Origin of the sequence: Halalkalibacter hemicellulosilyticusJCM 9152 (genome assembly GCF_000513115.1) — a bacterium.
In the GTDB taxonomy this organism is placed as follows: domain Bacteria; phylum Bacillota; class Bacilli; order Bacillales; family Bacillaceae_D; genus Halalkalibacter; species Halalkalibacter hemicellulosilyticus.
Map to the genome: position 1 here is coordinate 1 of NZ_BAUU01000039.1, position 23,722 is coordinate 23,722.

18 protein-coding genes, 1 pseudogene and 1 other annotated feature are annotated in these 23,722 nt (G+C 38.8%); of the genes and pseudogenes, 14 read left to right on the top strand and 5 right to left on the bottom strand.

Annotated features, from left to right (window positions below; genetic code table 11):
- Nucleotides 1-261: 261 nt before the first annotated feature.
- Nucleotides 262-555, bottom strand: coding sequence for a hypothetical protein (locus JCM9152_RS18515; RefSeq protein WP_035346836.1), 294 nt, complete (start codon nucleotides 553-555; stop codon nucleotides 262-264).
- A gap of 222 nt (nucleotides 556-777) precedes the next feature.
- On the opposite strand from JCM9152_RS18515, the gene JCM9152_RS18520 reads away from it, so the two are divergent.
- The 7 genes from JCM9152_RS18520 (at nucleotide 778) to JCM9152_RS18550 (ending at nucleotide 8,679) form a co-directional block, all read left to right on the top strand.
- Nucleotides 778-2,187, top strand: a complete 1,410-nt coding sequence (locus JCM9152_RS18520) for a Na+/H+ antiporter NhaC family protein (RefSeq protein WP_035346837.1) — start codon at nucleotides 778-780, stop codon at nucleotides 2,185-2,187.
- Between the two features lie 212 nt (nucleotides 2,188-2,399).
- The gene (locus JCM9152_RS18525; RefSeq protein WP_035346838.1) at nucleotides 2,400-3,458 is read left to right on the top strand and encodes a saccharopine dehydrogenase NADP-binding domain-containing protein; all 1,059 of its coding nucleotides are present in this window, start codon (nucleotides 2,400-2,402) and stop codon (nucleotides 3,456-3,458) included.
- Nucleotides 3,459-3,542: 84 nt separating this feature from the next.
- Nucleotides 3,543-3,752, top strand: a binding site (T-box leader).
- 52 nt (nucleotides 3,753-3,804) lie between these two features.
- Nucleotides 3,805-5,472 (top strand): 2-isopropylmalate synthase, encoded by a 1,668-nt coding sequence (leuA, locus tag JCM9152_RS18530; RefSeq protein WP_035346839.1) that lies wholly within the window; start codon nucleotides 3,805-3,807, stop codon nucleotides 5,470-5,472.
- Between the two features lie 280 nt (nucleotides 5,473-5,752).
- The gene (locus JCM9152_RS18535; protein WP_035346840.1) at nucleotides 5,753-6,406 is read left to right on the top strand and encodes a pentapeptide repeat-containing protein; all 654 of its coding nucleotides are present in this window, start codon (nucleotides 5,753-5,755) and stop codon (nucleotides 6,404-6,406) included.
- 809 nt (nucleotides 6,407-7,215) lie between these two features.
- Complete coding sequence (locus tag JCM9152_RS18540) at nucleotides 7,216-7,662, top strand: GNAT family N-acetyltransferase (RefSeq protein WP_235715766.1); 447 nt, start codon at nucleotides 7,216-7,218, stop codon at nucleotides 7,660-7,662.
- A 131-nt stretch (nucleotides 7,663-7,793) separates the two neighbouring features.
- Nucleotides 7,794-8,081, top strand: coding sequence for an autorepressor SdpR family transcription factor (locus JCM9152_RS18545; protein ID WP_162831728.1), 288 nt, complete (start codon nucleotides 7,794-7,796; stop codon nucleotides 8,079-8,081).
- Nucleotides 8,068-8,679: an SdpI family protein gene (locus JCM9152_RS18550; protein ID WP_035346848.1), complete on the top strand. Its 612-nt coding sequence runs from the start codon at nucleotides 8,068-8,070 to the stop codon at nucleotides 8,677-8,679. Before JCM9152_RS18545 ends, JCM9152_RS18550 begins: the two co-directional genes overlap by 14 nt.
- Before the next feature lie 383 nt (nucleotides 8,680-9,062).
- On the opposite strand, the gene JCM9152_RS18555 is transcribed toward JCM9152_RS18550, so the two are convergent.
- A complete protein-coding gene (locus JCM9152_RS18555; protein WP_035346849.1) occupies nucleotides 9,063-10,040 on the bottom strand; it encodes an electron transfer flavoprotein subunit alpha/FixB family protein in 978 nt (325 codons plus the stop codon).
- 13 nt (nucleotides 10,041-10,053) lie between these two features.
- Nucleotides 10,054-10,818: an electron transfer flavoprotein subunit beta/FixA family protein gene (locus tag JCM9152_RS18560; protein ID WP_035346851.1), complete on the bottom strand. Its 765-nt coding sequence runs from the start codon at nucleotides 10,816-10,818 to the stop codon at nucleotides 10,054-10,056.
- 181 nt (nucleotides 10,819-10,999) lie between these two features.
- Here JCM9152_RS18560 and JCM9152_RS18565 point away from each other — a divergent pair, with 181 nt between their 5' ends.
- The 7 genes and pseudogenes from JCM9152_RS18565 to JCM9152_RS18595 all read left to right on the top strand — a co-directional run bounded on the left by JCM9152_RS18565 (nucleotide 11,000) and on the right by JCM9152_RS18595 (nucleotide 21,456).
- Nucleotides 11,000-13,156 carry a (Fe-S)-binding protein gene (locus JCM9152_RS18565; RefSeq protein WP_035346853.1) on the top strand — a complete coding sequence of 719 codons (2,157 nt, stop codon included), beginning with the start codon at nucleotides 11,000-11,002 and terminating at the stop codon, nucleotides 13,154-13,156.
- Nucleotides 13,137-15,514 (top strand): annotated as a pseudogene (locus JCM9152_RS18570) (3-hydroxyacyl-CoA dehydrogenase/enoyl-CoA hydratase family protein). Before JCM9152_RS18565 ends, JCM9152_RS18570 begins: the two are co-directional and overlap by 20 nt.
- A gap of 15 nt (nucleotides 15,515-15,529) precedes the next feature.
- A complete protein-coding gene (locus JCM9152_RS18575) occupies nucleotides 15,530-16,726 on the top strand; it encodes an acetyl-CoA C-acyltransferase (RefSeq protein ID WP_035346855.1) in 1,197 nt (398 codons plus the stop codon).
- Nucleotides 16,723-18,492: an acyl-CoA dehydrogenase FadE gene (locus JCM9152_RS18580; protein WP_035346857.1), complete on the top strand. Its 1,770-nt coding sequence runs from the start codon at nucleotides 16,723-16,725 to the stop codon at nucleotides 18,490-18,492. The genes JCM9152_RS18575 and JCM9152_RS18580 overlap by 4 nt, the downstream gene beginning before the upstream one ends.
- A gap of 76 nt (nucleotides 18,493-18,568) precedes the next feature.
- The gene (locus tag JCM9152_RS18585) at nucleotides 18,569-20,257 is read left to right on the top strand and encodes a long-chain-fatty-acid--CoA ligase (protein ID WP_035346859.1); all 1,689 of its coding nucleotides are present in this window, start codon (nucleotides 18,569-18,571) and stop codon (nucleotides 20,255-20,257) included.
- Between the two features lie 70 nt (nucleotides 20,258-20,327).
- On the top strand, nucleotides 20,328-20,684 hold the full coding sequence (locus JCM9152_RS18590) for a PilZ domain-containing protein (RefSeq protein WP_035346861.1): 357 nt from the start codon (nucleotides 20,328-20,330) through the stop codon (nucleotides 20,682-20,684).
- Between the two features lie 193 nt (nucleotides 20,685-20,877).
- A complete protein-coding gene (locus JCM9152_RS18595; protein WP_035346863.1) occupies nucleotides 20,878-21,456 on the top strand; it encodes a hypothetical protein in 579 nt (192 codons plus the stop codon).
- 46 nt (nucleotides 21,457-21,502) lie between these two features.
- Here JCM9152_RS18595 and JCM9152_RS18600 read toward each other — a convergent pair whose 3' ends face one another.
- Nucleotides 21,503-23,059 (bottom strand): alpha/beta hydrolase, encoded by a 1,557-nt coding sequence (locus tag JCM9152_RS18600; RefSeq protein ID WP_035346865.1) that lies wholly within the window; start codon nucleotides 23,057-23,059, stop codon nucleotides 21,503-21,505.
- 389 nt (nucleotides 23,060-23,448) lie between these two features.
- Nucleotides 23,449-23,604, bottom strand: a complete 156-nt coding sequence (locus JCM9152_RS22860) for a hypothetical protein (protein WP_162831727.1) — start codon at nucleotides 23,602-23,604, stop codon at nucleotides 23,449-23,451.
- Nucleotides 23,605-23,722 lie beyond the last annotated feature (118 nt).

Consider the following 23,722-nt stretch of genomic DNA (forward strand, 5'->3'; position numbering starts at 1 on the left):
TTTTGGGGTTCACTTCAAAGCACGAGGAGGCTCACCAGCTTCCCGCGGAAAGCGAAGTATAATTCAGGAGCGGTGCATGTGCTCCACTCTAGATTTGTTCAGTATCTCACTTATGAAAATACTTTTGTCCCAGTCTCTTACTTGAAAATAAGATTATAATATTATAAGCAGCTTCACATAAGGAGGGTGTAAGTGAATCAGAGGAAAGTGTTGGATTCGCGCGTTATGCCTTTTGAACGAAACGATCAATTAGTGTAATGCTTATTCCGTCATACTCACTCCACCATCCTCACTAATTTCAACAGTAGAATAGCTATTGAATGGTTCATTCGATATGATAGTGTGTTCTAGCGGCTCTTTTAGGCTTTGCATGTACTCTTCATACGTTTTTCGATCTTTAATGATGTGATAGTAATACACCTTTGTTCCGTTAATCGTGTCAATTTCTTTAAATTGGATATTGTTTGGGAATTGCTTATGAAACCATAGGCTGGCTTCATTATGATTGTGGAAATCTGGCATCTCCTCATACAATTCCAATAAATTCAGTTCCATTTTCTCCACTCCTTTTTCATAGGGACAAACTCTCTCTTTTTCAACGACCTATCTGATTCTAGCTCCACATTCATTTTACTATAGAAATTCATTCATTGTCCTTATGTACTACTAGTATATTCAAATTTCGATCTTTGTATGTGTGTGTATGTCTTTGTATAATTTATATTTTTGCTCACATGATAAAAAGGTTAAATGATGTCTAAAGAATAGGTGAGCAGAATGGAATCAAGCTGGTTTGCGATTGTTCCTTTTTTATTTGTGATTCCCATTGCGATTTATACGAAACAAGTTCTCCCAGGTTTATTCGTTGGTCTCTTAGTAGGGTCTTATTTAATCGAACCGACCTTATTAGGTGGAGTTCAAGCAATGTTTATTTATGTTGTTCAAGCGTTAATTGATCCAAATAATATTAAAATTATAGTCTTTCTATATTCGTTTTCTGGATTAGTTGGTATGGTAAAAGTGACTGGTGGGATTAGAGGGTTTGTAGAGAAGGCTGCTGAACGAATTCATACGAGAAAGCAAGCGTTAGTTTTGACGTATGTGTCCACAATTGGGACCTTTAGTGCTCCAACGTTTCGCTTTGTTACAATCGCACCGATAATGAGGGCTTTGTTGAAAAGGGTGAAAATGACGACTGCTGAATTAGGATTTATTATTGAAACGACAGCAACCCCTGTTATTGTCCTCATTCCTGTTGCGACGGCATTTGTCGGATATATGGTTTCCGTTATTCAAATGGCAACAGAGAATGAAGGGCTTGAAATCGATTCTTACTCTCTCTTTATTCAAAGTATACCTTTTAATTTTTTTTCTATTGTCATGATCGGTTTAGGAATTTATTTAAGCTTCTTTCATCATGCAAAGAAAAAGTCAACAGCTCCGTTGGAAATAGCAGAGCAGGAAGAGGATGACGATTGGCATGAATGTCATCCAGTCGTTTCAACGGAATTACCGATTAAACCATGGAACTTAGTTGTTCCACTTGTTTTAGTAATTATTTTGACATTATTTTTGACATGGTGGGACGGGTATGAGCGTGGAGTAGGTCCACTCGAAGCGTTTATTCGAGCAAATGTTCTCGATGCAATGGTCGTTGCGTTATTATTGACGACGATGGTCACGATGCTTTTTTATCTACTACAGAAATTCAAATTATCTGATTTAATTGAAAGCTTTGTGTTTGGTGGAAATGAATTAATGAGTGTCATTATTCTCCTTTCCGTCGTTTGGGGTTTGTCATCTGTCACAGATGATTTAGGTTTTTCTAGCTTTGTTACAGCGCATACTAGCTGGATTCCACCGCTTTTTATTGCTCCTTTGGTCTTCCTGTTCGGTGCTGCCGTTTCGTATTTTATTGGTTCTGCATGGGGAACGTGGGGAATTCTCATGCCGCTCGGAATGGCTCTTGCAATAGCTGGTGACGTTGCATTCCCACTTGTTGTAGGTGCGGTTTTTGCAAGTGGAGCATTCGGAGCATTTGCTTCCCCATTAAGTGATGATACGAACACAATTGCCAAAATATTAGGATTAACGGTTATTGACTATGCGAAATATAAATTAAAACCTGCATTAATAGCCGCTGCAATAACGGCTTTATTGTATACAGTTGTGACATTTGTTGTATAGGCACTTTCCTTCAAACTATGTATGTTGATGACTAATTTGAGATGGATCCTTTTATGGATTTTTATGTTAATATTGTTAGTGAATGATACAATCTAGTGTATGCTCTTAAAGATTCAAGAGTTCTATGGTAATCAATCATGCTGTTGCTTGCTATGATTATAGGTTTAGTCACTTTATTGGCTATAGATTAATTGAGAGGTGTACGATTGAGAATGAAAAAGGTTCTTATTATAGGATCTTCTGGTATATTAGGAAAACTTGTTTGTGCCGAGGTACTTAGCATAATGAAGAGCGAGGCACAATTAATTGTAGCTGATTATCACATAGAAAGAGGAAAACAATTAGCTCAATCGTTAGGCAATCAAACCGATTTTTGTTATGTTGATTTAACGAATCGAGCTAGTATTGAAACGGCTATTCATTATGTAGATGTAGTTATCGTCGCATTAAAGCAAGAAGAACCAACTGTACAGAAACTTTGTATAGAGAAGCAGGTACATTGCATCGATGTGAATCCTTTTTCATCGTTTAGCAAACAAGTAGAATTGTTCCATAATCAAGCTCTTGAAAAGGAAGTTAGTTCTGTTATTATGTCTGGATTTTACCCTGGGTTATCTGCGTTACTCGTGAAAAAAGCAGTGGAACATTTTGATGAAGTAATCAATGTGGATGTGGCATTGCTACAAAATACAAATGCTAAAGCCGGAATAACGGGTATGGTGGATATGCTTCGAATTATTTCAAAACCTGTAACAAAAGACGGACAGCTAACGTATCCTGGATTTACAAAACATAAGAAGCTTCCTTTTGGTCGTCAACAGACGTTAAAGACTGTTAGAGAGATTCATCATGATGAAAAGGAATATGTAGCTAGAAAATTGGGTGTAACATCCATGCATTATTGGACTGGATGGAATAGTAATCGTTTTAATCATATTCTTTCGGTCTTGAAAAATACAGGTTTATTAAAGCTAATCGTTACAATGGAAAATCCGAAACGGCTGACACGTTTTGTAAATCATAATGAGTCAAAGGGAGAAGAGGCCTTTTTAACAGTTGAAGTGACTGGTAGGATATTAGGAGAACAAAAAAAGAAGGCGTGGGTATTATCAACGCCTTCTGATTATCAATTAACAGCAATGGTTACAGCTGCACTTGTTAAAGCAGTTGGCAGCCATCATGCAGGAGTTGTTTTCCCATTTGAACTAACGGACGTTGATATGGTGTTAACGCTCATAGACTCTCCAAAGATAAGCTTATTAGAATGGTAGAATTAAAAAGATTCTGTAAACCCCCTTGACAGATAAAACGATAAAGCGATAAAATGAGTAAAATTAAAAATTTCAAAAAGTTCTAAAAACGCGAGGATTGGGAGTATTAAGGAGCCCCTGTTGTGTAGAGAGCTGTCGGTCGGTGAAAGGCAGTCAACAGAATCCCCAACTTACCCAGGAGTGGTGAGGCTGATAAGGCCTTAACGGATGACATCCGTAATCAGTTGTTGAGTGGATTTGCTTATGCAAATCAAGAAGAGTGGTACCACGTAGGTTCAGCCTATCGTCTCTTAAGGAGATGATAGGCTTTTTGTTTTGCTTTATTTTGAAGGAGAGGATGTTTGTCATGGAAAGTTATCGAAAGTATACACGAACGTATTTTATGCCCCCTGAAAAGTGTACAAATTGGATGGAGAAGGAATATGTAACGAAAGCACCTCAATGGTGTAGTGTTGATCTTCGTGATGGGAATCAGGCATTAATCGTCCCAATGAACTTAGAGGAAAAGCTTGAATATTTTCAAACGCTTGTTGATTTAGGCTTTAAAGAAATTGAAGTCGGTTTTCCTGCTGCATCTGAAACAGAGTTTACTTTTTTGCGAACACTTATTGAACAAGATTTGATTCCAGAAGATGTAACCATTCAAGTGCTGACACAAGCACGTGAGCATATCATACGTAAGACATTTGAATCGTTAAAAGGAACACAGAAGGCAGTCGTTCATTTATATAATTCAACATCAGTAGCTCAACGTGAGCAAGTATTCCGTAAGTCAAAAGAGGAAATTATTAATATTGCAGTTAAAGGAGCAGAACTCTTAAAGCAGTGTGCTGATGAGACAGAGGGAGATTTTATTTTTCAATATTCTCCTGAAAGTTTTACAGGGACAGAAATTGATTTTGCGCTGGAGATTTGTAATCGAGTGTTAGATGTTTGGAAGCCAACTACAGACAATAAGGTGATCATCAATCTTCCAGCAACCGTATCACTTTCGATGCCACATGTATATGCGAGTCAAATTGAATACATGAGTAATCACCTGAAATATCGTCATAATGTCATTGTCTCGATTCACCCGCATAATGATCGGGGTACAGGTGTAGCTGATGCAGAGCTAGGAATGCTTGCTGGAGCAGATCGTGTTGAAGGTACTTTATTTGGTAATGGTGAGCGTACTGGGAACGTTGATATTGTCACTCTTGCTCTTAATTTATTCTCACATGGTGTTGATCCAGAGTTAAACTTAGACAATCTTCCTCGTGTTATTGAAGTTTATGAGCGCATGACGAAAATGAAGGTACATGAACGTCATCCATACGGTGGGGAGCTTGTGTTCACGGCGTTCTCAGGCTCGCATCAGGATGCTATTGCAAAAGGAATGAAGTGGCGTGAATCACATGAAGGTGATCATTGGACTGTACCGTATTTATTAATTGATCCAGCTGATATTGGCCGAGAATATGAAGGTGATATAATTCGGATTAATAGTCAGTCAGGAAAAGGCGGTATCGCCTACGTGTTGAAGCAAACGTACGGATTAGATTTACCGCTACAAATGCGCGAAAGCTTCGGTTATCGAGTGAAAAACGTATCGGATCATCAAAACAAAGAGCTGAGCACCGAAGAAATTTATGGGATTTTCAAAGAAGAATACATTAATGTTGAAAAGCCAGTTGAGTTTCTTCATTATGCGTTAGGCGATCACGGCTCATCATCTGTTAAAGTGAAGGTTAAGGTAGATGGGGAAGAGGTAGAATTAACTGGCATTGGTAATGGAACGCTAGATGCGATTAGTCAAATGCTTCAAGAAAAGCTACAAGTTCCATATTCAAATCTTGCTTATTCTGAGCATGCCTTAGAAGCGGGATCACAGTCTCAGGCCGTATCATATGTCGGAATTACAGCTGGAAATGGTGATGTCTTTTGGGGCTGTGGAATAGACGCTGATATTATGACTTCATCAATTAGAGCATTATTCAGCGCAGTTAATAAACTCGTAATAGCGAGCCGGTAAAAGGCAAGGAAGAGCGATACTTATTGTAGGTATCGCTTTTCTTTAAAAGATAAGAATGTATAAAACTCAAGGAAGAAATGGGGGACACGGCAAAGAGGGTGTTGGCCAATTCACAGGAGAGCATTGGCTTTGATCGTTACATGTGATTCTGAAAGTGGGGTTCTTTCAGAATCACTGCAAACCGTTGTAATGGCTCCGCACAATGCCATTATGAAAAGACGCTGTCGCGTTTTTCTTAAACTATATTATAAGCAATTGCTTAATTTATGGAGGTGAATAGATGGCTAAAAAAGTGAAAATCGATCAACCGAAATTACATATGAGCTTAAGAGAAACGACTATTCACGAACTATATGACGACGATGAACATGAATTAATACAAGCGCAAATAGAAGGAGAAACGATTGAAGATTTTTCCTTAAGTAAAGCAATTATGTCTAAAGTGTTCTTTAAAAATATCACCATTCACAAAGCGAATCTTCCAGCAGTTGATTTGACAGATGTCGTATTTGAAAATTGTAACTTAGCAAATGCCAGCTTACGAGAAGGGTTGATTCATCGAGTTGTGTTTAAGGATTGTAAATTAACGGGGATTGATTTTTCGGGGGCTCACATTGGTCATGTGACTTTTGAAGAGTGCATCATCGATCTCAGTCAATTTACTGAAGCAACTTTAAAACAAGTACATTTTGAAAAATCATCGTTAAAAGGGGCGAATTTTTACGGTTGTCAGTTTAAAAACATCAACTATGCTAAAAGTGATTTAACAGATGTTGATTTTATCGAGACAAGCTTAAAAAGTGTGAATTTAAGTACCTCGACCTTCGAGCAGCTTCATGTAAGCTTTGATGCGTTACGAGGGTGTACTGTATCAAAGGAGCAAGCAGTGGGGTTTGCAAAATTACTCGGGCTGGAGATTGTTGATCACACGTGAATTTAATTTTAGAGCCAGTTAAAGGTCAGAAAAGTATGGAATGCTGACAAAGAGCGTGCTTCTTCTACTTTTTAAGAGAGATAGGTATTTTTGAATAAGAACGTAAAGAATTATTCTTATTAAGGGAGCTGAAGTTCAATTAGAAGAACTCAGCTCAACATGTACAGTGAATTTATTAGAATTATTTTATTCTCTATGAAACAAATAAGCTAATCGTGAGCAGGATGACTGTAAAGATTCCTGGGTTTTTTAAGCTTTTCTTATTCATTATACATTCCCTCCTGAATGTGTCGTACATTTGATTACTTATATCCTAGCAAAAAAATATGAGACTGTAAGAGATTGCGTCAGGTAATATAACAAGCTTTTTATGTGGCAAATCTCGAGATTTACTTCATATAGCTATTGATGATATGATTATGGAGAATAAAAATAGAAATTGCTAAACAGTACCTCTAATGATGCTGATTGTTTTGTTAATAAAAGAAGCCAGTTTCCATTTGAGGAACACTGGCTTCAACTTATACATATGTGTGATGTTATAGTAAACCATTTATGATGTAAATAAACTAATCGTGAGAAGGATGACTGTGAAGATTCCTGGGTTTTTTAAGCCATTCTTTTTCATTAAATGTTCCCTCCTGAATGTGTCGCTCATTTAATTACTTACATCTTATCAAGGATCGCGAGGACTGTAAGGAGATGCGTTAGGTAATATGACAGCCTTTTTGTTTGTTTTTACTAAAAGAGTAGAACTAGACTATGTATCGTTTCCCTAATTAGGAAATGAATAAGAGGGGGGTATTAAATTGGCAGTAACGATTACGTATGAAGCGATTGATCGACCATTAACAGATAAAGAATTAAATCAAGTAGATGTGTTACACAAAACGGTCTTTGGTCCGTCTCACTCAATTATTGATAAAATGACAGACAAGCCACGAATAATTGTTCATCTTGCTCTCCATCAAAGTAAACCAGTTGGTTATAAAATAGGCTATGAGCTGGACAATAAGACCTTTTACAGCTGGTTAGGCGGTGTGGACCCAATCTATCGAAAGCGTGGAATAGCGGCAAAGCTAATGGAAAAGCAACACACTACATTGAAAGAGTTGGGCTATGAAAAAGTACAGACAAAAACGATGAACAGATGGCGACAAATGCTTTTGTTAAATATTAAAATGGGTTTCGATGTGATCCGAACCTATACGGACGATAAGGGTAGGCACAAAATTGTGTTGGAGAAGACGTTGTAAGTAGAATGAGTTCAAAGCAAGTAAATCGCTAAGATTGGATTGACAAATCGAGTCTTAGTGATTATAATTTAATTAATTAAGAAATTACTTAATTAATTAAATATCCGTAAGGAGGTTTGCATGAATTGACAATTAATGAACTGTTTAAAGCTTTATCAGATGAGAATCGAAGAAAGATTTTGGATATTTTACGTAACGGAGATATGACAGCCGGTGAAATAGCTCAACATTTCAATATGAGTAAGCCAGGGATATCTCAACATTTAAATGTTCTAAAAAATGCTCAGCTTGTCTTTTCGATTAAAAAAGGTCAATATGTTTACTATTCTTTAAATTCTACTATTTTCCAAGATGTGATGAAATGGGTTGTTCAGTTTAGTGATAATCATAAGGGGGAAACCAATAATGAAAATAATTAGTACCATCTTACTCGTACTAGTTTCTTTTGGAATAAGTTTATATGTGTATGTAAATTCTATTATAATCGATGAAGCAGCTTTTGGGAGTCGCTATGTAATCTTGTTTATATTACCTGGAACTCTTTTACTTGTTTTAATACAACTTTTACTAATGCCCAAATTAATAAAAAATCAAACATTTTACTCTCGATATAAGGATGGCTTTGAAAATATATTTTTGAGTTTAACATTTTTACTCTTTCTTCTTCACGGTGGAATACTTCTTGTAGCTACTGGTGTGGACTTTCAAATACTTAGACTTATCCCAATTATTGTAGGAGTTGTTCTAGTTACTACTGCTAATACACTACCTCGGTTTATAGTGGATGTTGACCAACAGTCAAAAAATCTTCCTCAAACTATGAACGAGGCATGGAATGTGATTCTTCGACCATTTTCATTACCTTTATTTATAGGTGGAATCATATTAGTGATGTGTGCATTTCTACCTAGTCAATTTATACTTTTTGGTTTCTTGTCTGTTTTGGTTGTAACGCTTATTATTTCGTTTACCCACTCTTATAGAGCATACAAATTAAGGATGAATTTTAAAAAATAGGTATAGATGAGCAAAAGCGAACGAAATTGATTTGTACTAGTACAGTGTCAAGCAACTGACCTTTCGTTTCTATCAAAAGCCAAAACGATTATATTGTAAAGGATAAATGAAAATAGCATTCATCAGAAAAATTCATGATGGATGGTTATTTGAGAGTCTCTAACAATGAGGCGCAGGAAAAGATTGTATCTGGGAAGAAATGCATATCAAGCGGACGGGATGGGGTGGCCGTCTCCAGCAGGAGGATAGGGCTAGCTGAATTCCACTGGCGTAGCCAGTTAGTTCAGCACCCACTAGCAGGATCGTGCCCCCATTCCGGTTGCGGTCGGTTTTCCACTTTTAATTGGTAAGGGTGATTACATATTTTCGGTTTTCATTTGGTTTCACGCCTCTTCTTTCATTACCTTTCTAAACTCTTCCGTTAATAGCGGTACTATCTCGAATAAATCACCGACAATTCCGTAATCAGCTATTGAAAAAATCGGCGCATCAGGGTCTTTATTGATAGCGACAATAATCCGTGATTGACTCATTCCAGCAACATGCTGGATGGCACCACTAATCCCACAGGCGATGTATAGGTCAGGTGTGACAACTTTTCCTGTTTGCCCTATTTGTAATGAGTAGTCGCAATAGTTTGCATCACAGGCTCCACGAGATGCACCAACAGCACCATTTAAAACGTCGGCTAATTGTTCAAGTGGTTTAAAACCTTCAGCACTTTTAACTCCTCGACCGCCGGCAATGACGATTTTTGCTTCGGCCAAGTCAATCTTTCCAGTTGTTTTTTGGACAATGTCTATAATTGTAGATTGTAAAGAGGGAGGCTTTTTAAATGATATATTCTTTACTTGAGCAACGTTACCCTTCAAAGTACTTGCTGATACATTGTTTGGTCGAATCGTTAAAACCCACGGTGACTGGTGGAATATTTTTTTTTCAAATGCTTTACCAGCATAAATGGGACGTGTAATGACAATATGTTCTTCAACACATTCAATTGAAGTAGCATCAGAGATGAGCCCAGCATCTAGTGTTGCAGCGAGCATCGGTGCAAGATCACGCCCGATTGCTGTATGTCCACAGATGATACCGGTTGGCTGGCATTCTTCGAGGACCTCACCCAAAGCATGAGCATAAGCCTCAGGAATATAATGAGATAAGGATTGATCATCAATTGTGAAAATCGTATCAAGTTCATAGTTCGACAAGGTTTCGACGACTGTCTCAAGCTTGTGCCCAATGGCGACAACGTTAATGGAGCTAGCATCGACGATTTGTGCCGCTGTAATCGCTTCAAAAGTCACTTGGCGGACCTCGCCATTTCGGTGTTCCGCAATAATAAGAATCGTTTGGCTCACAATTATACCCCCTTTACAAACGGATTTGATCTTGTAGCTTAGCAATCAAAGATTTGACCTGATCAGGTGGAGCTCCATTTAGACGTTCGCCAGCTACTTTTTTCGGTGGTGAGAAGACAGTCTGTTGTGTTGTTTTGGCAATTAAGTCGTCAGAAGATAAGTGAAGATCATCAATTAGGAGCTCTCTTAAAGGCTTGCGCTTTGCTTTCATAATTCCAGGCAAGTTAGGGTAGCGGGGCTCGTTTAATCCTTGTTGAGCGGTGAATAAAGCTGGTAACGTGACGTTAATCGTTTCGAGGTCCCCTTCAGCGTCTCGTGTGACTTGTGCTGAACCTTCATGTATTGAAAGTGAGGTAATCGAGTTGACATGAGGGAGATTGAGTGCGTGAGCAAGACGAATAGCCACTTGACCACCACCATTATCAATCGAAAAGTAGCCTCCAAGTATTAGGTCAATTTCCTTGTCTCGAAAAAAGGCTGACAGCACTTTCGCTATGCAGCTTTCATCTTCTGGTATATTGTCATTTAAAAGATGAATGGCTTCATCAGCACCCATCGCTAGAGCTGTTCGTAATGCTTCACTTGATCGCTTTGGGCCAACGGAAAGCACCGATACGTTTCCGCCATGCTCATCTCGTTGGCGAATCGCTTCCTCGACGGCGTATTCATCATATGGGTTGATGACAAATTGAGCATCGTCCTCTGAAACCCTTCCGTTTTCAATGAAGATTTTCTCCTCAGTATCAAACGTTTGCTTCAATAACACAAAAATATTCATGCTCGACACTCCTCTCCTTCTTAACTTCTATACATCTATGTTGCTTGCCTATGCAAACATGCTTACTTTTAGAAGAATGATGTAAATTGACTAGAACAGCTTGTTTCCTATGAATATCTTCTATTCATCGACAATATAAGTGTACAGACAGAGAGTTTGTAGTATTGGAGGGGGGAGAGGGATGGCTCAATGGCTGCAGTTGCTGGCGTTTCTAACTGTATGCGTTTGCAGCTTTTATTTGTTCGTAAAGGTTGTCTATCATCGTTACCTCTATATGAAGCTTGGCAGGAAAACAGAGCTGAAGGCGGATTTATCGAAACGAATTCGTGTGTTTGGTAAGGAAGTGTTTGGGCAAACAAAGCTACTGAAGGATCGAAAGAGTGGCTGGATGCATCTGTTGATCTTTTATGGTTTTATCATTTTGCAGTTAGGGGCACTCGATCTTATCATAAAGGGGTTTGGTGTTGAGAAGCTGCCAATACCTGGATATGATGTCTTTGTTCTTGTCCAAGAAATGACGGTATTACTCGTATTACTGGCAGTTGGTTATGCAGCATACCGACGCTACGTTGAGAAGCTACCACGATTAAAGCGAGGAAAAAAGCCTAGTATCGTCATTTATTTTATTGTCTCATTAATGATCTCTGTCTATTTAACGTTAACCTTCGAGCGTGTGATGCATGATCTAGCTTTTTCAGCTTATGCTCCAATTTCTTCATTTTTGGCACTTCCGTTTAATAGTCTTCACTCTACAGTTGCTTCGGGTTTATTTTTTGTTAGCTGGTGGCTCCATTTACTGATTTTATTAGCTTTTCTCATCTATGTCCCACAATCAAAGCATTTTCATTTGTTAACAGCTCCAGTGAATATTTTTCTGAAAAGAACTGAGCCTGTCGGAAAATTGAGTAAATTAGATCTTGAAGATGAGAACGCAGAATCGTTTGGAGTCAGCCAAGTGGAGGATTTCTCGCAAAAACAGCTGCTTGATTTTTATGCTTGTGTGGAGTGTGGTCGCTGTACGAATGTTTGTCCCGCTACAAACACAGGAAAGCTCTTGTCTCCGATGCATCTTATTACGAAAATGCGTGATCATTTAACGGAAAAAGGTGCAGCTGTTACTTCCAAGACAGCATGGGTGCCGGCATCATTATTTCAAAGTGAGACTCATTCATTTCAAAAAGTGAGTGGAGACGTGCTCCATGATCATAACCAAGTTGGAACATTAATTGAGGCAACGATGGATATGCAGCAGCAAAGCTGGAGCGCAACTGATCAAGATCCTCAATCTGTTCGGTTAATCGGTGATGTCATGACAGAGGAAGAAATATGGGCGTGTACGACATGCCGAAATTGTGAGGATCAATGCCCCGTTGATAATGAACATGTTGATAAAATTGTTGATCTACGACGTCATTTGATGTTGATGGAAGGAAAGGTTCCTTTTGAAGGTCAACGAGCGCTGCAAAATATTGAACGACAAGGAAACCCGTGGGGGTTAAATCGTCGCGATCGGGCAAATTGGCTCTATGACTTAGACGGTATTCACATTCCGACTGTAAAGGAAAATCCACATTTCGATATTCTGTATTTTGTAGGCTCGATGGGATCTTATGACACTCGTAGTATAGCTGTTTCAAAAGCGTTTGCACGTTTACTCGATCATGCAAGAGTAAATGTTGCGATTTTAGGAAACGAAGAAAAAAACTCAGGAGATACGCCGAGACGAATGGGAAATGAATTTCTTTTTCAAGAGCTTTGTCAGGAAAATATCGCTACCTTCCAAAAATATCATGTGAAAACGATTGTAACGACATGTCCACATACGTATCATACATTAAAAAATGAATATCCTGACTTTGGCTTAAAAGAGGTGGATGTTCTTCATCATACTGAGTTATTAGAAAAGTTAGTAAGAGAAGGTAAGCTAATACCAACATATAAGGTGGACGAACGAATTACGTATCATGATTCTTGTTATTTAGGTAGATATAATGCTGTTTACGAGCAACCAAGAAACGTATTAAGGTCCATTGAAGGTGTAGAACTAATTGAGATGGAAAGACATCATGACAATGCGATGTGCTGCGGTGCAGGAGGAGGAATGATGTGGATGGAAGAGACGGTCGGAAAGCGGGTGAACGTTGCCAGAACGGAGCAGGTACTTGAAGTGAATCCGACTGTCGTGAGTAGTGCATGTCCATATTGCTTAACGATGATTGAGGATGGAACGAAGCAAAAGGAAGTGGAAGAGAAAGTGAAAGCTCGTGATATTGCTGAAATTTTGGAGCTTGCCGTGTTCGGTGAGGGGAGGGGAACAAATGGAAAGAGTCATTCGTAAAGTGGCTGTCATTGGCTCAGGTGTGATGGGAGCTAGTATTGCTGCTCATTTAGCGAATGTTGGTATTTCAAGTTTGTTACTTGATGTTTGCCCGAAGGAGTTGACGGAACAAGAACGTCAAAAAGGTTGGTCACTTGAAGACAAAGAAGTTCGAAATCGTCTTGCTAAGCAAGCAATTGAACGATTAAAGAAAACGAAACCAGCTCCACTATACACTAACGATTTTGTAAATAGAATTAGACCTGGAAATATTGATGATGACCTTGAGAAAGTGAAAGAAGTTGATTGGGTCATCGAGGTGATTGTAGAGAACGTGCAGGTGAAACAACAGTTTTTTGAACGGTTAGAGCAGGCTTGGCAAGAGGGAACGATTGTTAGCTCAAATACATCAGGTGTGTCAATAAATGAAATGATCAAAGAAAGAAGTATTTCTTTTCAATCACATTTTATAGGGACGCACTTTTTTAACCCTCCAAGGTATATGAAGCTGTTGGAAATTATTCCTGGTGAGCATACGAAGCAAGAGATTGTGAAGAAAATGGTTCAATTTGGAGAAAATCAACTTGGAAAAGGAGTCGTTATCGCTAAGGATACACCGAACTTTATTGCTAATCGGATTGGGACATACGGTTTGTTAGTGACGCTTCAAGAGATGAACGAGTATGAGTTATCGATTGAAGAGGTCGATGCAGTGACAGGACCGGCCATGGGACGGCCGAAGAGTGCAACGTTTAGGACGTTAGATTTAGTCGGAATTGATACGTTTACCCAAGTTGCAAACAATGTTTATGAAAAGGTCGAAGATGAAGCTGAGAAGAGCGTATTTGCACCTTCAAAGCTGCTATTGAAATTAGTAGAAAAAGGTTGGATAGGTGAAAAAGCAGGGAAGGGCTTTTACGAAAAAGTAAGGACTGGAAGCGGCAAGGAAATAAGAGCGTTGAATGTTCATACATTAACGTACGAAAAAAGAAAACAAGTAGACGGAGCATCATTGGAAGCAGCAAAGCTTGCTAAGGGCGCAGGACAACGATTACGAGCATTACTTGCAGCGAATGATCAATATTCAGCTTTTGCTTGGACAGTTCTTAAGAAAGTACTGCTCTACTCAGCAGAGAAGATAGGGGAGATTGCTGATTCAATTGTTGAAATTGATCAGGCGATGAAGTGGGGCTTTAATTGGCAGCTTGGACCATTTGAAACGTGGGATGTCCTTGGCGTAGAAAAAACAGTTGCAAGAATGAAGCGAGAAGGGGAGGTCATACCGAATTGGGTAAATGAATGGCTAGCTGCTGGACATACGTCTTTCTATAAAGAAGAGGGGCAACATGGCTATTTTGTGAAAGATGGTGGGTGGCAAAAGAGGAAGGTACATGATAAGAAAATCTCGCTACATCCATTAAAGAAAAAACACACAATAACAAGTAATCAAGGAGCTAGCTTAATTGATCTTCATGATGGAGTCGCTTGTCTAGAGTTTCATTCACCGAATAATGCGATCGGTGCGGATATATTACAAATGATTGAGAAGTCTGTTGAATTAGTAGAACGTGATTATATAGGGCTTGTATTGGCGAATGAAGGAAGGCATTTCTGTGTCGGTGCTAATTTAATGATGCTTCTAATGGAAGCTCAAGATGAAGAGTGGGATGAGGTTGAGCATATTATCCACATATTCCAGCAGACGATGCAAAAGTTAAAGCACTGTGTAAAGCCTGTTGTTGCAGCTCCGCATCAAATGACGTTAGGTGGTGGAGTGGAGGTTTGTTTACCTGCTGATCAAATTGTTGCGCATGCTGAGACGTATCTTGGATTAGTAGAGGTCGGTGTTGGTTTAATTCCTGCAGGTGGAGGCTGTAAGGAATATATACGTCGAATGAATACGGAGATCGATGTTCAGCCTGCTTTGAATGAGTTATTTCAAACGATTGGAATGGCGAAAGTGTCCACTAGTGCTGATGATGCTAAAAGATTAGGTATTTACGTCAAAATGATCGAGTGATTATACATGAGGATCAACGAATCTACGAAGCGAAACAGACTGTATTACAGCTCGCTAGAAACGGATATCAACCTCAAGAGGAACAGATGATCCGTGTCGCTGGAAGAGAAGGAGCTGCCATTATGAAGCTCGGAGCAAGACAAATGATGCTAGCAAAGGCAATAAGTGAGCATGATCATTTAATTGCTAGCAAGCTTGCTTATGTATTAGCTGGAGGGGATGTGAGAGCTGGTACATTGGTGAGCGAGCAATATATGCTCGACTTGGAGAGAGAAGCATTTTTAAGTTTATGTGGCGAACCGAAGACACAAGCGAGAATGGAGCACATGCTAATGAAAGGGAAGCCATTACGTAATTAGAAAGGGGTGAAGAAGATGAAGGAGGCTGTTATCGTATCAATTGCACGAACCCCAGTTGGAAAAGCCAAAAAAGGAGCATTTGCTGAAACGAGGATTGAGGATTTAGGAAAGGTTGTGCTACAAGAGGTTATTCGTCGGGCACCGGGAGTGATGAATGAGGATATAGATGATGTCATTATCGGTTGTGCAATGCCAGAAGGGGAACAAGGATTGAATATGGCACGAACGATTACTTTATATGCTGGTTTTCCTGTTTCAGTTCCTGCAATAACGATTAACCGTTTTTGTTCATCCGGGTTACAGTCGATTGCCCTTGCTGCAGATCGTATTCATGCAGGTGGAGCAGAGACGATTATTGCTGGAGGGATGGAAAGTATGAGTCATGTGCCGATGACTGGCTTTCATTTTTCTCCCCATCCAGTAATGGTTGATGAGATGCCCAATATATATATGGGAATGGGGATGACAGCGGAAGAGGTGGCTGAACGTTTCCATGTTAGCAGAGAAGAGCAAGACCAATTTGCGGTAAAAAGTCATCAAAAAGCGGCAAGAGCTTTAGCGGAGGGGAAATTTACTGATGAGATCGTTCCTGTAGAGACGGTTCGAACGCAATTTGTCGATCATCATTTGCGTAAATGGAAGGTAGAGGTTAAGCAGGATGAAGGTGTGAGATCAGAAACGACTGTGGAATTGTTGAGAAAGCTTAAGCCAGCGTTTAAACAAGGAGGAACGGTCACAGCAGGAAATGCTTCACAAATGAGTGATGGAGCAGCTGCTTCTATCGTTATGAGTAAGGAAAAGGCTAAAGCACTTGGATTAAAGCCGCTAGCGACGTTTCGGTCTTTTGCATTAGCGGGTGTGGAACCAGACATTATGGGGGTAGGGCCTGTAAAGGCGATTCCTAAGGCGTTAGAAATGGCTCAACTTAGTATTGAAGATGTTGATTTATTTGAAATTAATGAAGCCTTTGCCTCTCAATGCTTGCATATCATCCGTGAGCTCCAGCTTGATGAAGATAAGGTTAATGTGAACGGTGGGGCCATTGCCCTTGGGCACCCGTTAGGCTGTACAGGGACGAAGTTAACGGCCACCTTGATTTACGAGTTAAAGAGACGAGGGGGAGGAATTGGTGTTGTTTCAATGTGTATCGGAGGAGGTATGGGTGCTGCTGCTGTGATTGAAGTGAATGGAGAGAGGGGGAGAGAAAGATGACAAAGTATGTAGCAGGTGGTAGTTATATGTTAAATGAAGTGAACTATCAATCTGTCATGACACCAGAGGACTTTCAGACGGAACAACGAATGATTGCAGAAACGACGAAGGAGTTCATTGAGGGAGAAGTTATTCCTTGTGATGAAGAGCTTGAGGCACTTAATTATGAACGCACGGTCGAACTTTTACAAAAGGCAGGTGAAATTGGGTTATTAGGGGCAGAAGTTCCTGAAGAGTATGGTGGTTTAGACGTTGATAAAATTAGTTCGACCTTAATTAGTGAACGTCTAGCAAAAGGTTCTTCATTTGCACTTTCATTAGGAGCACATGTTGGTATCGGCTCTTTACCTATTGTTTATTTTGGAAGTGAAGCTCAAAAGGAAAAATATTTACCAGCTCTTGTTACAGGAGAAAAGATTGCCGCTTACTGTTTAACAGAGCCGTCCTCTGGTTCTGATGCCCTTGGTGCAAAAACGACAGCGGTTTTATCTGAGGATGGAGAGTATTATGTCATAAATGGTACAAAACAATATATTACTAATGCTGCCTTTGCTGATGTCTTTATCGTTTATGCGAAAGTAAACGGCACGGAGTTTAGTACATTTATCATCGAACGCTCGATGGAAGGTGTCACTGTTGGTCCAGAAGAAAAGAAAATGGGCATCAAAGGTTCATCAACATGTCCACTTATTTTAGAAGATGTTCGTGTCCCTGTTGAAAACCTACTTTGGGATATTGGGAAAGGGCATGTAATTGCATTTAACATTTTAAATATCGGTCGCTTTAAACTAGCGGCAGGGTGTCTCGGTGCTGCCAAGGAAGCGATTGAACTGAGTGCTCATTATGCGAATGAACGTACCCAATTTGGCAAGTCGATTTCGTCTTTTCCACTAATCCAAAAGAAATTAGCAGAGATGACTGTTAACACTTATGTGTTAGATAGTGTTGTTTACCGAACAGCAGGTCTAATGGAGGAACGTCTTAATCAAGTAGAAGAACAGCAGGATGTTGGTACGACTTCGGCTAAAGCTATAGCTGAATATGCAATAGAGTGTTCGATTAACAAAGTATTAGGATCCGAAACTTTGGATCACATTGCCGATGAAGCCGTACAAATTCATGGAGGTTATGGCTTTATTCAAGAATATAAGGTTGAGAGGATTTATCGTGATTCACGAATTAACCGTATCTTTGAGGGGACGAATGAGATTAATCGCTTACTCATACCAGGTACATTGCTTAAACGTGCGATGAAAGGTGAGCTTCCTCTTATGGAGAAGGCTCAAGCATTGCAAAAGGAATTGCTTTCCTTCGTTCCAGCTCGGACGTTTTCAGGAGCACTTGATGAGGAACGTCATTTAATAGATAGGGCGAAGAAAATCTTTTTAATGGTCGGCGGGGTAGCCGTACAGAAATATCAGCTACAGATTGAGAAAGAGCAAGAGCTTCTAAGTCACCTAGCTGATATGATGATCGCCATTTACGGAAGTGAAAGTGCTTATGCGCGAACGATGAAAATGATGGATGCAAAAGGAGAGGAGAAAGCTAGTCATGCCATGACGATGACGAAGGTCGCTGTTCATGATGCTTTTACGAAAGTGGAGATGTTAGCAAAGGAAATGCTTATCGCAATGGAGGAGGGTGACTTGTTGCGAACAAACCTATCGTTGTTGAAAAAACTCTCACGACGCTCACCTGTTAACACGATTACCTTAAAACGACAAATTGCTGAGAAGGTTGTGACAGCTGAAAAGTTTATTGTTTAATAAGTCGTATAGGAAGGGGTGTCTGCGACGAGGCACCCTTGTTGACAACAAGAATATGGATAAAGGGGTGTAAGGGATGTCTGAAAAGGTGTGGCTAAGTACGTACCCAAAAGAAGTGTCACCGTCCTATGAATACCCGAAACAAAACCTCGCCCAATTTTTGATTGAGACTGCCCAAAAGTATCCAAAGAAGAAAGCGCTCTATTTTTTAGGGACAACGATGACGTATGAAGAATTATTAATAAGGACATACCAATTCGCAAACGCTCTAAAGAATATCGGTATCCGTAAAGGAGATCGTGTTTCAATAATGCTTCCGAATAGTCCACAAGCTATTATTTCTTATTATGGATCATTAATGATTGGAGCGATTGTTGTACAAACGAATCCAACTTATGTCGAACGGGAGCTTGAATATCAGCTAAATGATTCTGACGCAAAAATAATCATTGCCCTCGACCTTCTTTACAAGCGTGTTCAACGAGTGATTCCACAAACGAATGTAAAGTATCAGATTTTCACTTCTATTAAAGATTATTTACCATTTCCGAAAAATATCCTCTATCCATTAAAAGTAAAAAAAGACGGTTTATCGATGGATGTCACGTACAGTGACACAATCTATTCCTTTGCTAGGCTACTGAAAACAACTTCAAGTACACCAAGTATGATTGAGCTCGATCCGATGAAGGATTTGGCATTGTTACAATATACGGGAGGAACGACGGGCGTATCAAAAGGCGTGATGCTTACCCATTACAATTTAGTTGCTAATACGTTGCAAACGAGAGCATGGTGTTACAAAAGTGAAGAAGCTAAGGAAAAGTATTTGGCAGCGCTACCGTTTTTTCATGTATTTGGAATGACTGTTTTAATGAATTTATCGATGAAAATGGCTGGAGAGCTAGTGTTGTTACCAAAATTTGATATTGATATGGCTTTAAAGATGATTGATAAACAAAAGCCAACGATCTTTCCAGGGGCTCCAACGATGTATATTTCGCTGATCAATCACCCTGAAGTGAAAAAGTATGATTTATCCTCTGTGAATATATGCATTAGTGGTGCAGCTCCTCTCCCTGGGGATGTACAGGAAACATTTGAACAGCTAACAGGAGGAAGGCTAACGGAAGGTTACGGCTTAACAGAAACATCTCCAGTCACACATGCCAATACGATTTGGGAAAAGCGAAAGTTAGGTTCAATTGGAATACCATTTCCTGATACTGAAGCAAAGGTCGTTGATCCCGAAACGGGTGAGGATGTCGATAATGGTCAAATTGGTGAGCTCGTTATTCGAGGTCCACAGGTGATGCTAGGTTATTGGAAAAAAACTGAAGAAACAAGTCAGGCAATTCGAAATGGATGGTTCTATACAGGAGACATGGCGACAATGGATCATGATGGTTTCTTCTATATTATCGATCGAAAGAAAGATTTAATTATTGCTGGTGGCTTCAATATTTACCCTCGTGATATTGAGGAGGTTTTGTTTGATCACCCGAACATTATTGATGCTGTTGTCATAGGAGTACCTGATGAATATCGTGGTGAAACGGTAAAAGCGTTTCTTGTTCTGAAAGAGGGAACGATGTTGGGTGAAGAGGAGATCGATTCTTTTTGTCGTGAACGGCTTGCCTCTTATAAAGTTCCAAGAATCTATGAATTTAGAGATAGCTTACCAAAAACATTAATTGGTAAAACGTTACGGAGGGTATTAATTGAAGAGGAAAAAGAAAATCAACGATCAAATGGAAATGTTTGAATCTTAATTGAAAAGGGAATAAGATACAGGAGGGGATTATGCTCAAATATGTATTGAATGGGGAATAGGAATGAGATACAAAAGAGATGAATCATTTCGCTATGAATTTAAGCAACCGTTAGATGGTACGTTTACAATCTTAACGGAGGGGGAGACATCAAAACCAGCTTCTATTCATATTCTTGATGTGAGTCCAGGAGGGATAAAGTTCACGACAAAGCTTGATCTTCCGATTGAGGAGAAAGGGTATCGTTTAAAAGTAGAGATGGTGTTAAGTGATGAACAGATCGAGATAGTAGGGACGATTGTATGGAAAAAGCCATCACACGGTCAGTTTGTATATGGGTTTGAAGCAGAGGAAGATGAAGAATTAGAGAAATATTTAATTCATTTACTAAAAAGATACATTAAAACAATTGAAGAATAGAAATTGGAGGATGCTTCATGAGTGTGAATCTCTTGAAGCATTTTTGATGTGAAGCAAAATAAGATTATTAGGTTGATTTGGTTTTTATGTAATACCTTTGAAGAAGTAAAGAGCGTGCCTTTCATTTGAGTAGTTTTCGTGAAAAGTTTATATGAAAGCTTTCGTTATATAAGTAGTAATGGAGGTGTAGAAGGTGATTAAGCGAATCGTGGCAATAGGTCTAGTTGTAATAGGGTTAACGGCATGTGGAACGGGGAATCAGGGTGAAAAAAGGTCGTCAGTAGCAGCAAATGATTTAGATGTGTATAACGTTCAACAAACCACAGTTGAAGTGACAGAAGGAGATTTTATTTATAGGCTAGTTTCTAAAAAGGATCACTATAAGGATGAAGAGGTACAACTGTATGCAGAGCTTGAATATGTTGGAGAAAAGGATGAGATTGCGATTTATCACGCTGCCTCTCCATTTTATTTTCCAATGAAGGAAGAAATGCGAGGCTTTAATATTAATTATCCAATGAATGAACCATTGGTCGAAACAATTCTACAACAAGGTGAGCCATATCGTGAGGAGTATCAAAGAAGTGGATGGTACAGTGACCAAGACGAGGAAGAATATCAGTATTTTATGAAGGACTTTCTTGAAAATGGTTTTCCAAATGGCTACTACATTGTGAATGGCTTTGCTGATTTTTATGTTGGTCCTGAGAATGAGGAAAAAGATATGTATCGGATGGAAGGACAAATTGATTTTAAAGTTGGTGAATCATAAAAGCGAGAAAAGACATAATTAAGAGGAGTGGTCATTAAATGAATGATCACTCCTCTTCCATATCGTTTTTTAATTTAGTGCGCCATAGGTGAGCATGTGCATGCATGTCGAGTTTTTCATATAAATCAATCAACTGTTCGTACCATTCAAACGTTGGGAGCACTGAATTGATTTTCTCAACAAGGTGCAAGGCGACTTGATTATAACCATTTTCAAGAACTTTTTTTAAATGCGAATGAACAAGTATCATAATTCTCTGTTCAACTTGTGAACGAAATGTATGAAACCATTCATCATGGTGAGATTCAAAGATTCGTAATGGCATATTTTCGATAAATTGAATCACTTTCTCTTCTTTTTGTTTATCGTTTTTCTCAATCTCAGCCTCATGTAATCGTTCAATGAAATCTAAACCGTCACTTTTGATTTTTCCTTGAAGCTTGATTTCATCTCTTTCAACAACAAGAAATGAAAAAGAAGCCTGACGTAATGTTAATTGTTGGCGTAAATAGGACAAGTAAACCCGCAAATTCTTTTTCGCTTGTTGAAGAGAAATGTTAGGCCATAATGTATCACATAATTGTTCTCTTGATGCGGTTCGCTGAAAAAGTAAATAAAGTAAGATGGATTTAGCAAATCGTTTATTCCAGCCTCCGGATACTTCAACCCCATTCATATACACATGAAAATTTTCAAGTATATCGACTTGCAATACATTTTCATCAAAGGTGTAAGCCCCTAATTGTTTTGATGTATAATCATAAATTTCTTTTCCTAATCTTGCTAAGAAAGGATCATAAGGTTGATCACGTCTTTTTAATTCGTCTAACCACTCTACTAATAGGTTAGCGATATAACCTGGTCGATCGATGACCATTAAACTTGAAGCTTTCGAAATGGTTCGAAATGAGCAATGTTCTAAATAGATTGTATGCAGTTGTAAATATTGAGCGGGAAATAAGATTTCCTTTGAACCAGTCAATATTATTATCGGACAATTAATGGTACGAATGTCGGCTAAGGGTGTTGAACTGACTGTAATGTCCATTACTTTTTTGTATAAATCGTAAGGAATTGCTTTTGCATATTCACGAAGCTTCATTAATTCTGGATGCCCTGAATCTAGTATGGTTGCATGCTGTTCAATGTAATCAAAAGGAATTGAAGTATAGTTATTGGCTAGCTTCTGACGATGTGCTCGCACTTGTTGAATTAAATGAGGCGGATGACACGGTACCGTCATCAGTGTTAAAGAGCCAACATTTGTCGAGAAGCGTGACGTATAACGTGTGGCAATAAGAGCGCCCATCTGCAGACCTACAAGGTGAATATGGTCTAGCTGTAAGTGCTCGATAAATTGGTGCAAGTCATCGGAAAAATGATCAAGTGTTAATTCATCAATATTCACATCATTATCACTCATGCCGTATCCTCTTAAATCATATTGAACTATGTGATATTGAGCGCCTAGATATGAAATCATAGTATCAAATATTCTCATATCGACAACATTAGCATGAATAAATAGAATTGTTTCTTGCTTATGTTGAAAATACTCACGATAATGAATGTTTATTCCATTTATACGAATGAAGTTATGCATAGTAGAAATCGCCTCTTATAGGATGATGAATTCGTCTCTCTTTGTATATTATAAAACAAAATGGTAAAAAAACGTAATTTTGTAACGTTCGTGTAACGCCATGGGTGATATTCTGTTGTCAGGGTGCATGAAAACAAGTTATGGATGAAGGAGAGGAGGTTCCTGTTAAGATAAGTTATTAGGTGAAGAAAGAGGTTGGGAGATAACAAAAGTGTTCATCTGATAATCCTAACATTTAGAACGCGAAGTATATTTCAGGAGCGGTGAATGTGCTCCACTGTGTGTGTTTGTTCGGTTTCTTATTTATTAAAATACTTTTGTCCCAACCTCTTTTTTGTGAAAGGAAAACTGAACGAGTCTTGGTTAAACTTATAAGAACTTAGTACTTCTCATTCAAACAACGGAAACACGAAATTAACGAGAAACCATAGGAATCCAAAGAAGATAATGATATACGTAAGATATTTTATTAAAGTAGACCCAATTTTACTAACATCATTCTTTTTTTCAACGGTTTTCTTTTCCACATCAACTTCTTTACTCATAAGTGATCCCTCCTAGTTAGTGATGAAGCTTACATAAGCAATACCCGATATTTAATTGGTTAAACAATTAGGCGATTGAAAAAGTCAAATTGGCTTTCTTAATACGTATGCTTAAAAA

What these genes read in the sequence shown, in the direction of transcription:
- JCM9152_RS18535 (WP_035346840.1), top strand. Translation starts at nt 5,753, where the DNA reads ATGGCTAAAAAAGTGAAAATCGATCAACCGAAATTACATATGAGCTTA.
- JCM9152_RS18565 (WP_035346853.1), top strand. Translation starts at nt 11,000, where the DNA reads ATGGCTCAATGGCTGCAGTTGCTGGCGTTTCTAACTGTATGCGTTTGC.
- JCM9152_RS18585 (WP_035346859.1), top strand. Translation starts at nt 18,569, where the DNA reads ATGTCTGAAAAGGTGTGGCTAAGTACGTACCCAAAAGAAGTGTCACCG.
- JCM9152_RS18520 (WP_035346837.1), top strand. Translation starts at nt 778, where the DNA reads ATGGAATCAAGCTGGTTTGCGATTGTTCCTTTTTTATTTGTGATTCCC.
- JCM9152_RS18515 (WP_035346836.1), bottom strand. Translation starts at nt 555, where the DNA reads ATGGAACTGAATTTATTGGAATTGTATGAGGAGATGCCAGATTTCCAC.
- JCM9152_RS18560 (WP_035346851.1), bottom strand. Translation starts at nt 10,818, where the DNA reads ATGAATATTTTTGTGTTATTGAAGCAAACGTTTGATACTGAGGAGAAA.
- JCM9152_RS18590 (WP_035346861.1), top strand. Translation starts at nt 20,328, where the DNA reads ATGAGATACAAAAGAGATGAATCATTTCGCTATGAATTTAAGCAACCG.
- JCM9152_RS18525 (WP_035346838.1), top strand. Translation starts at nt 2,400, where the DNA reads ATGAAAAAGGTTCTTATTATAGGATCTTCTGGTATATTAGGAAAACTT.
- JCM9152_RS18600 (WP_035346865.1), bottom strand. Translation starts at nt 23,059, where the DNA reads ATGCATAACTTCATTCGTATAAATGGAATAAACATTCATTATCGTGAG.
- leuA (WP_035346839.1), top strand. Translation starts at nt 3,805, where the DNA reads ATGGAAAGTTATCGAAAGTATACACGAACGTATTTTATGCCCCCTGAA.
- JCM9152_RS18575 (WP_035346855.1), top strand. Translation starts at nt 15,530, where the DNA reads ATGAAGGAGGCTGTTATCGTATCAATTGCACGAACCCCAGTTGGAAAA.
- JCM9152_RS22860 (WP_162831727.1), bottom strand. Translation starts at nt 23,604, where the DNA reads ATGAGTAAAGAAGTTGATGTGGAAAAGAAAACCGTTGAAAAAAAGAAT.
- JCM9152_RS18550 (WP_035346848.1), top strand. Translation starts at nt 8,068, where the DNA reads ATGAAAATAATTAGTACCATCTTACTCGTACTAGTTTCTTTTGGAATA.
- JCM9152_RS18580 (WP_035346857.1), top strand. Translation starts at nt 16,723, where the DNA reads ATGACAAAGTATGTAGCAGGTGGTAGTTATATGTTAAATGAAGTGAAC.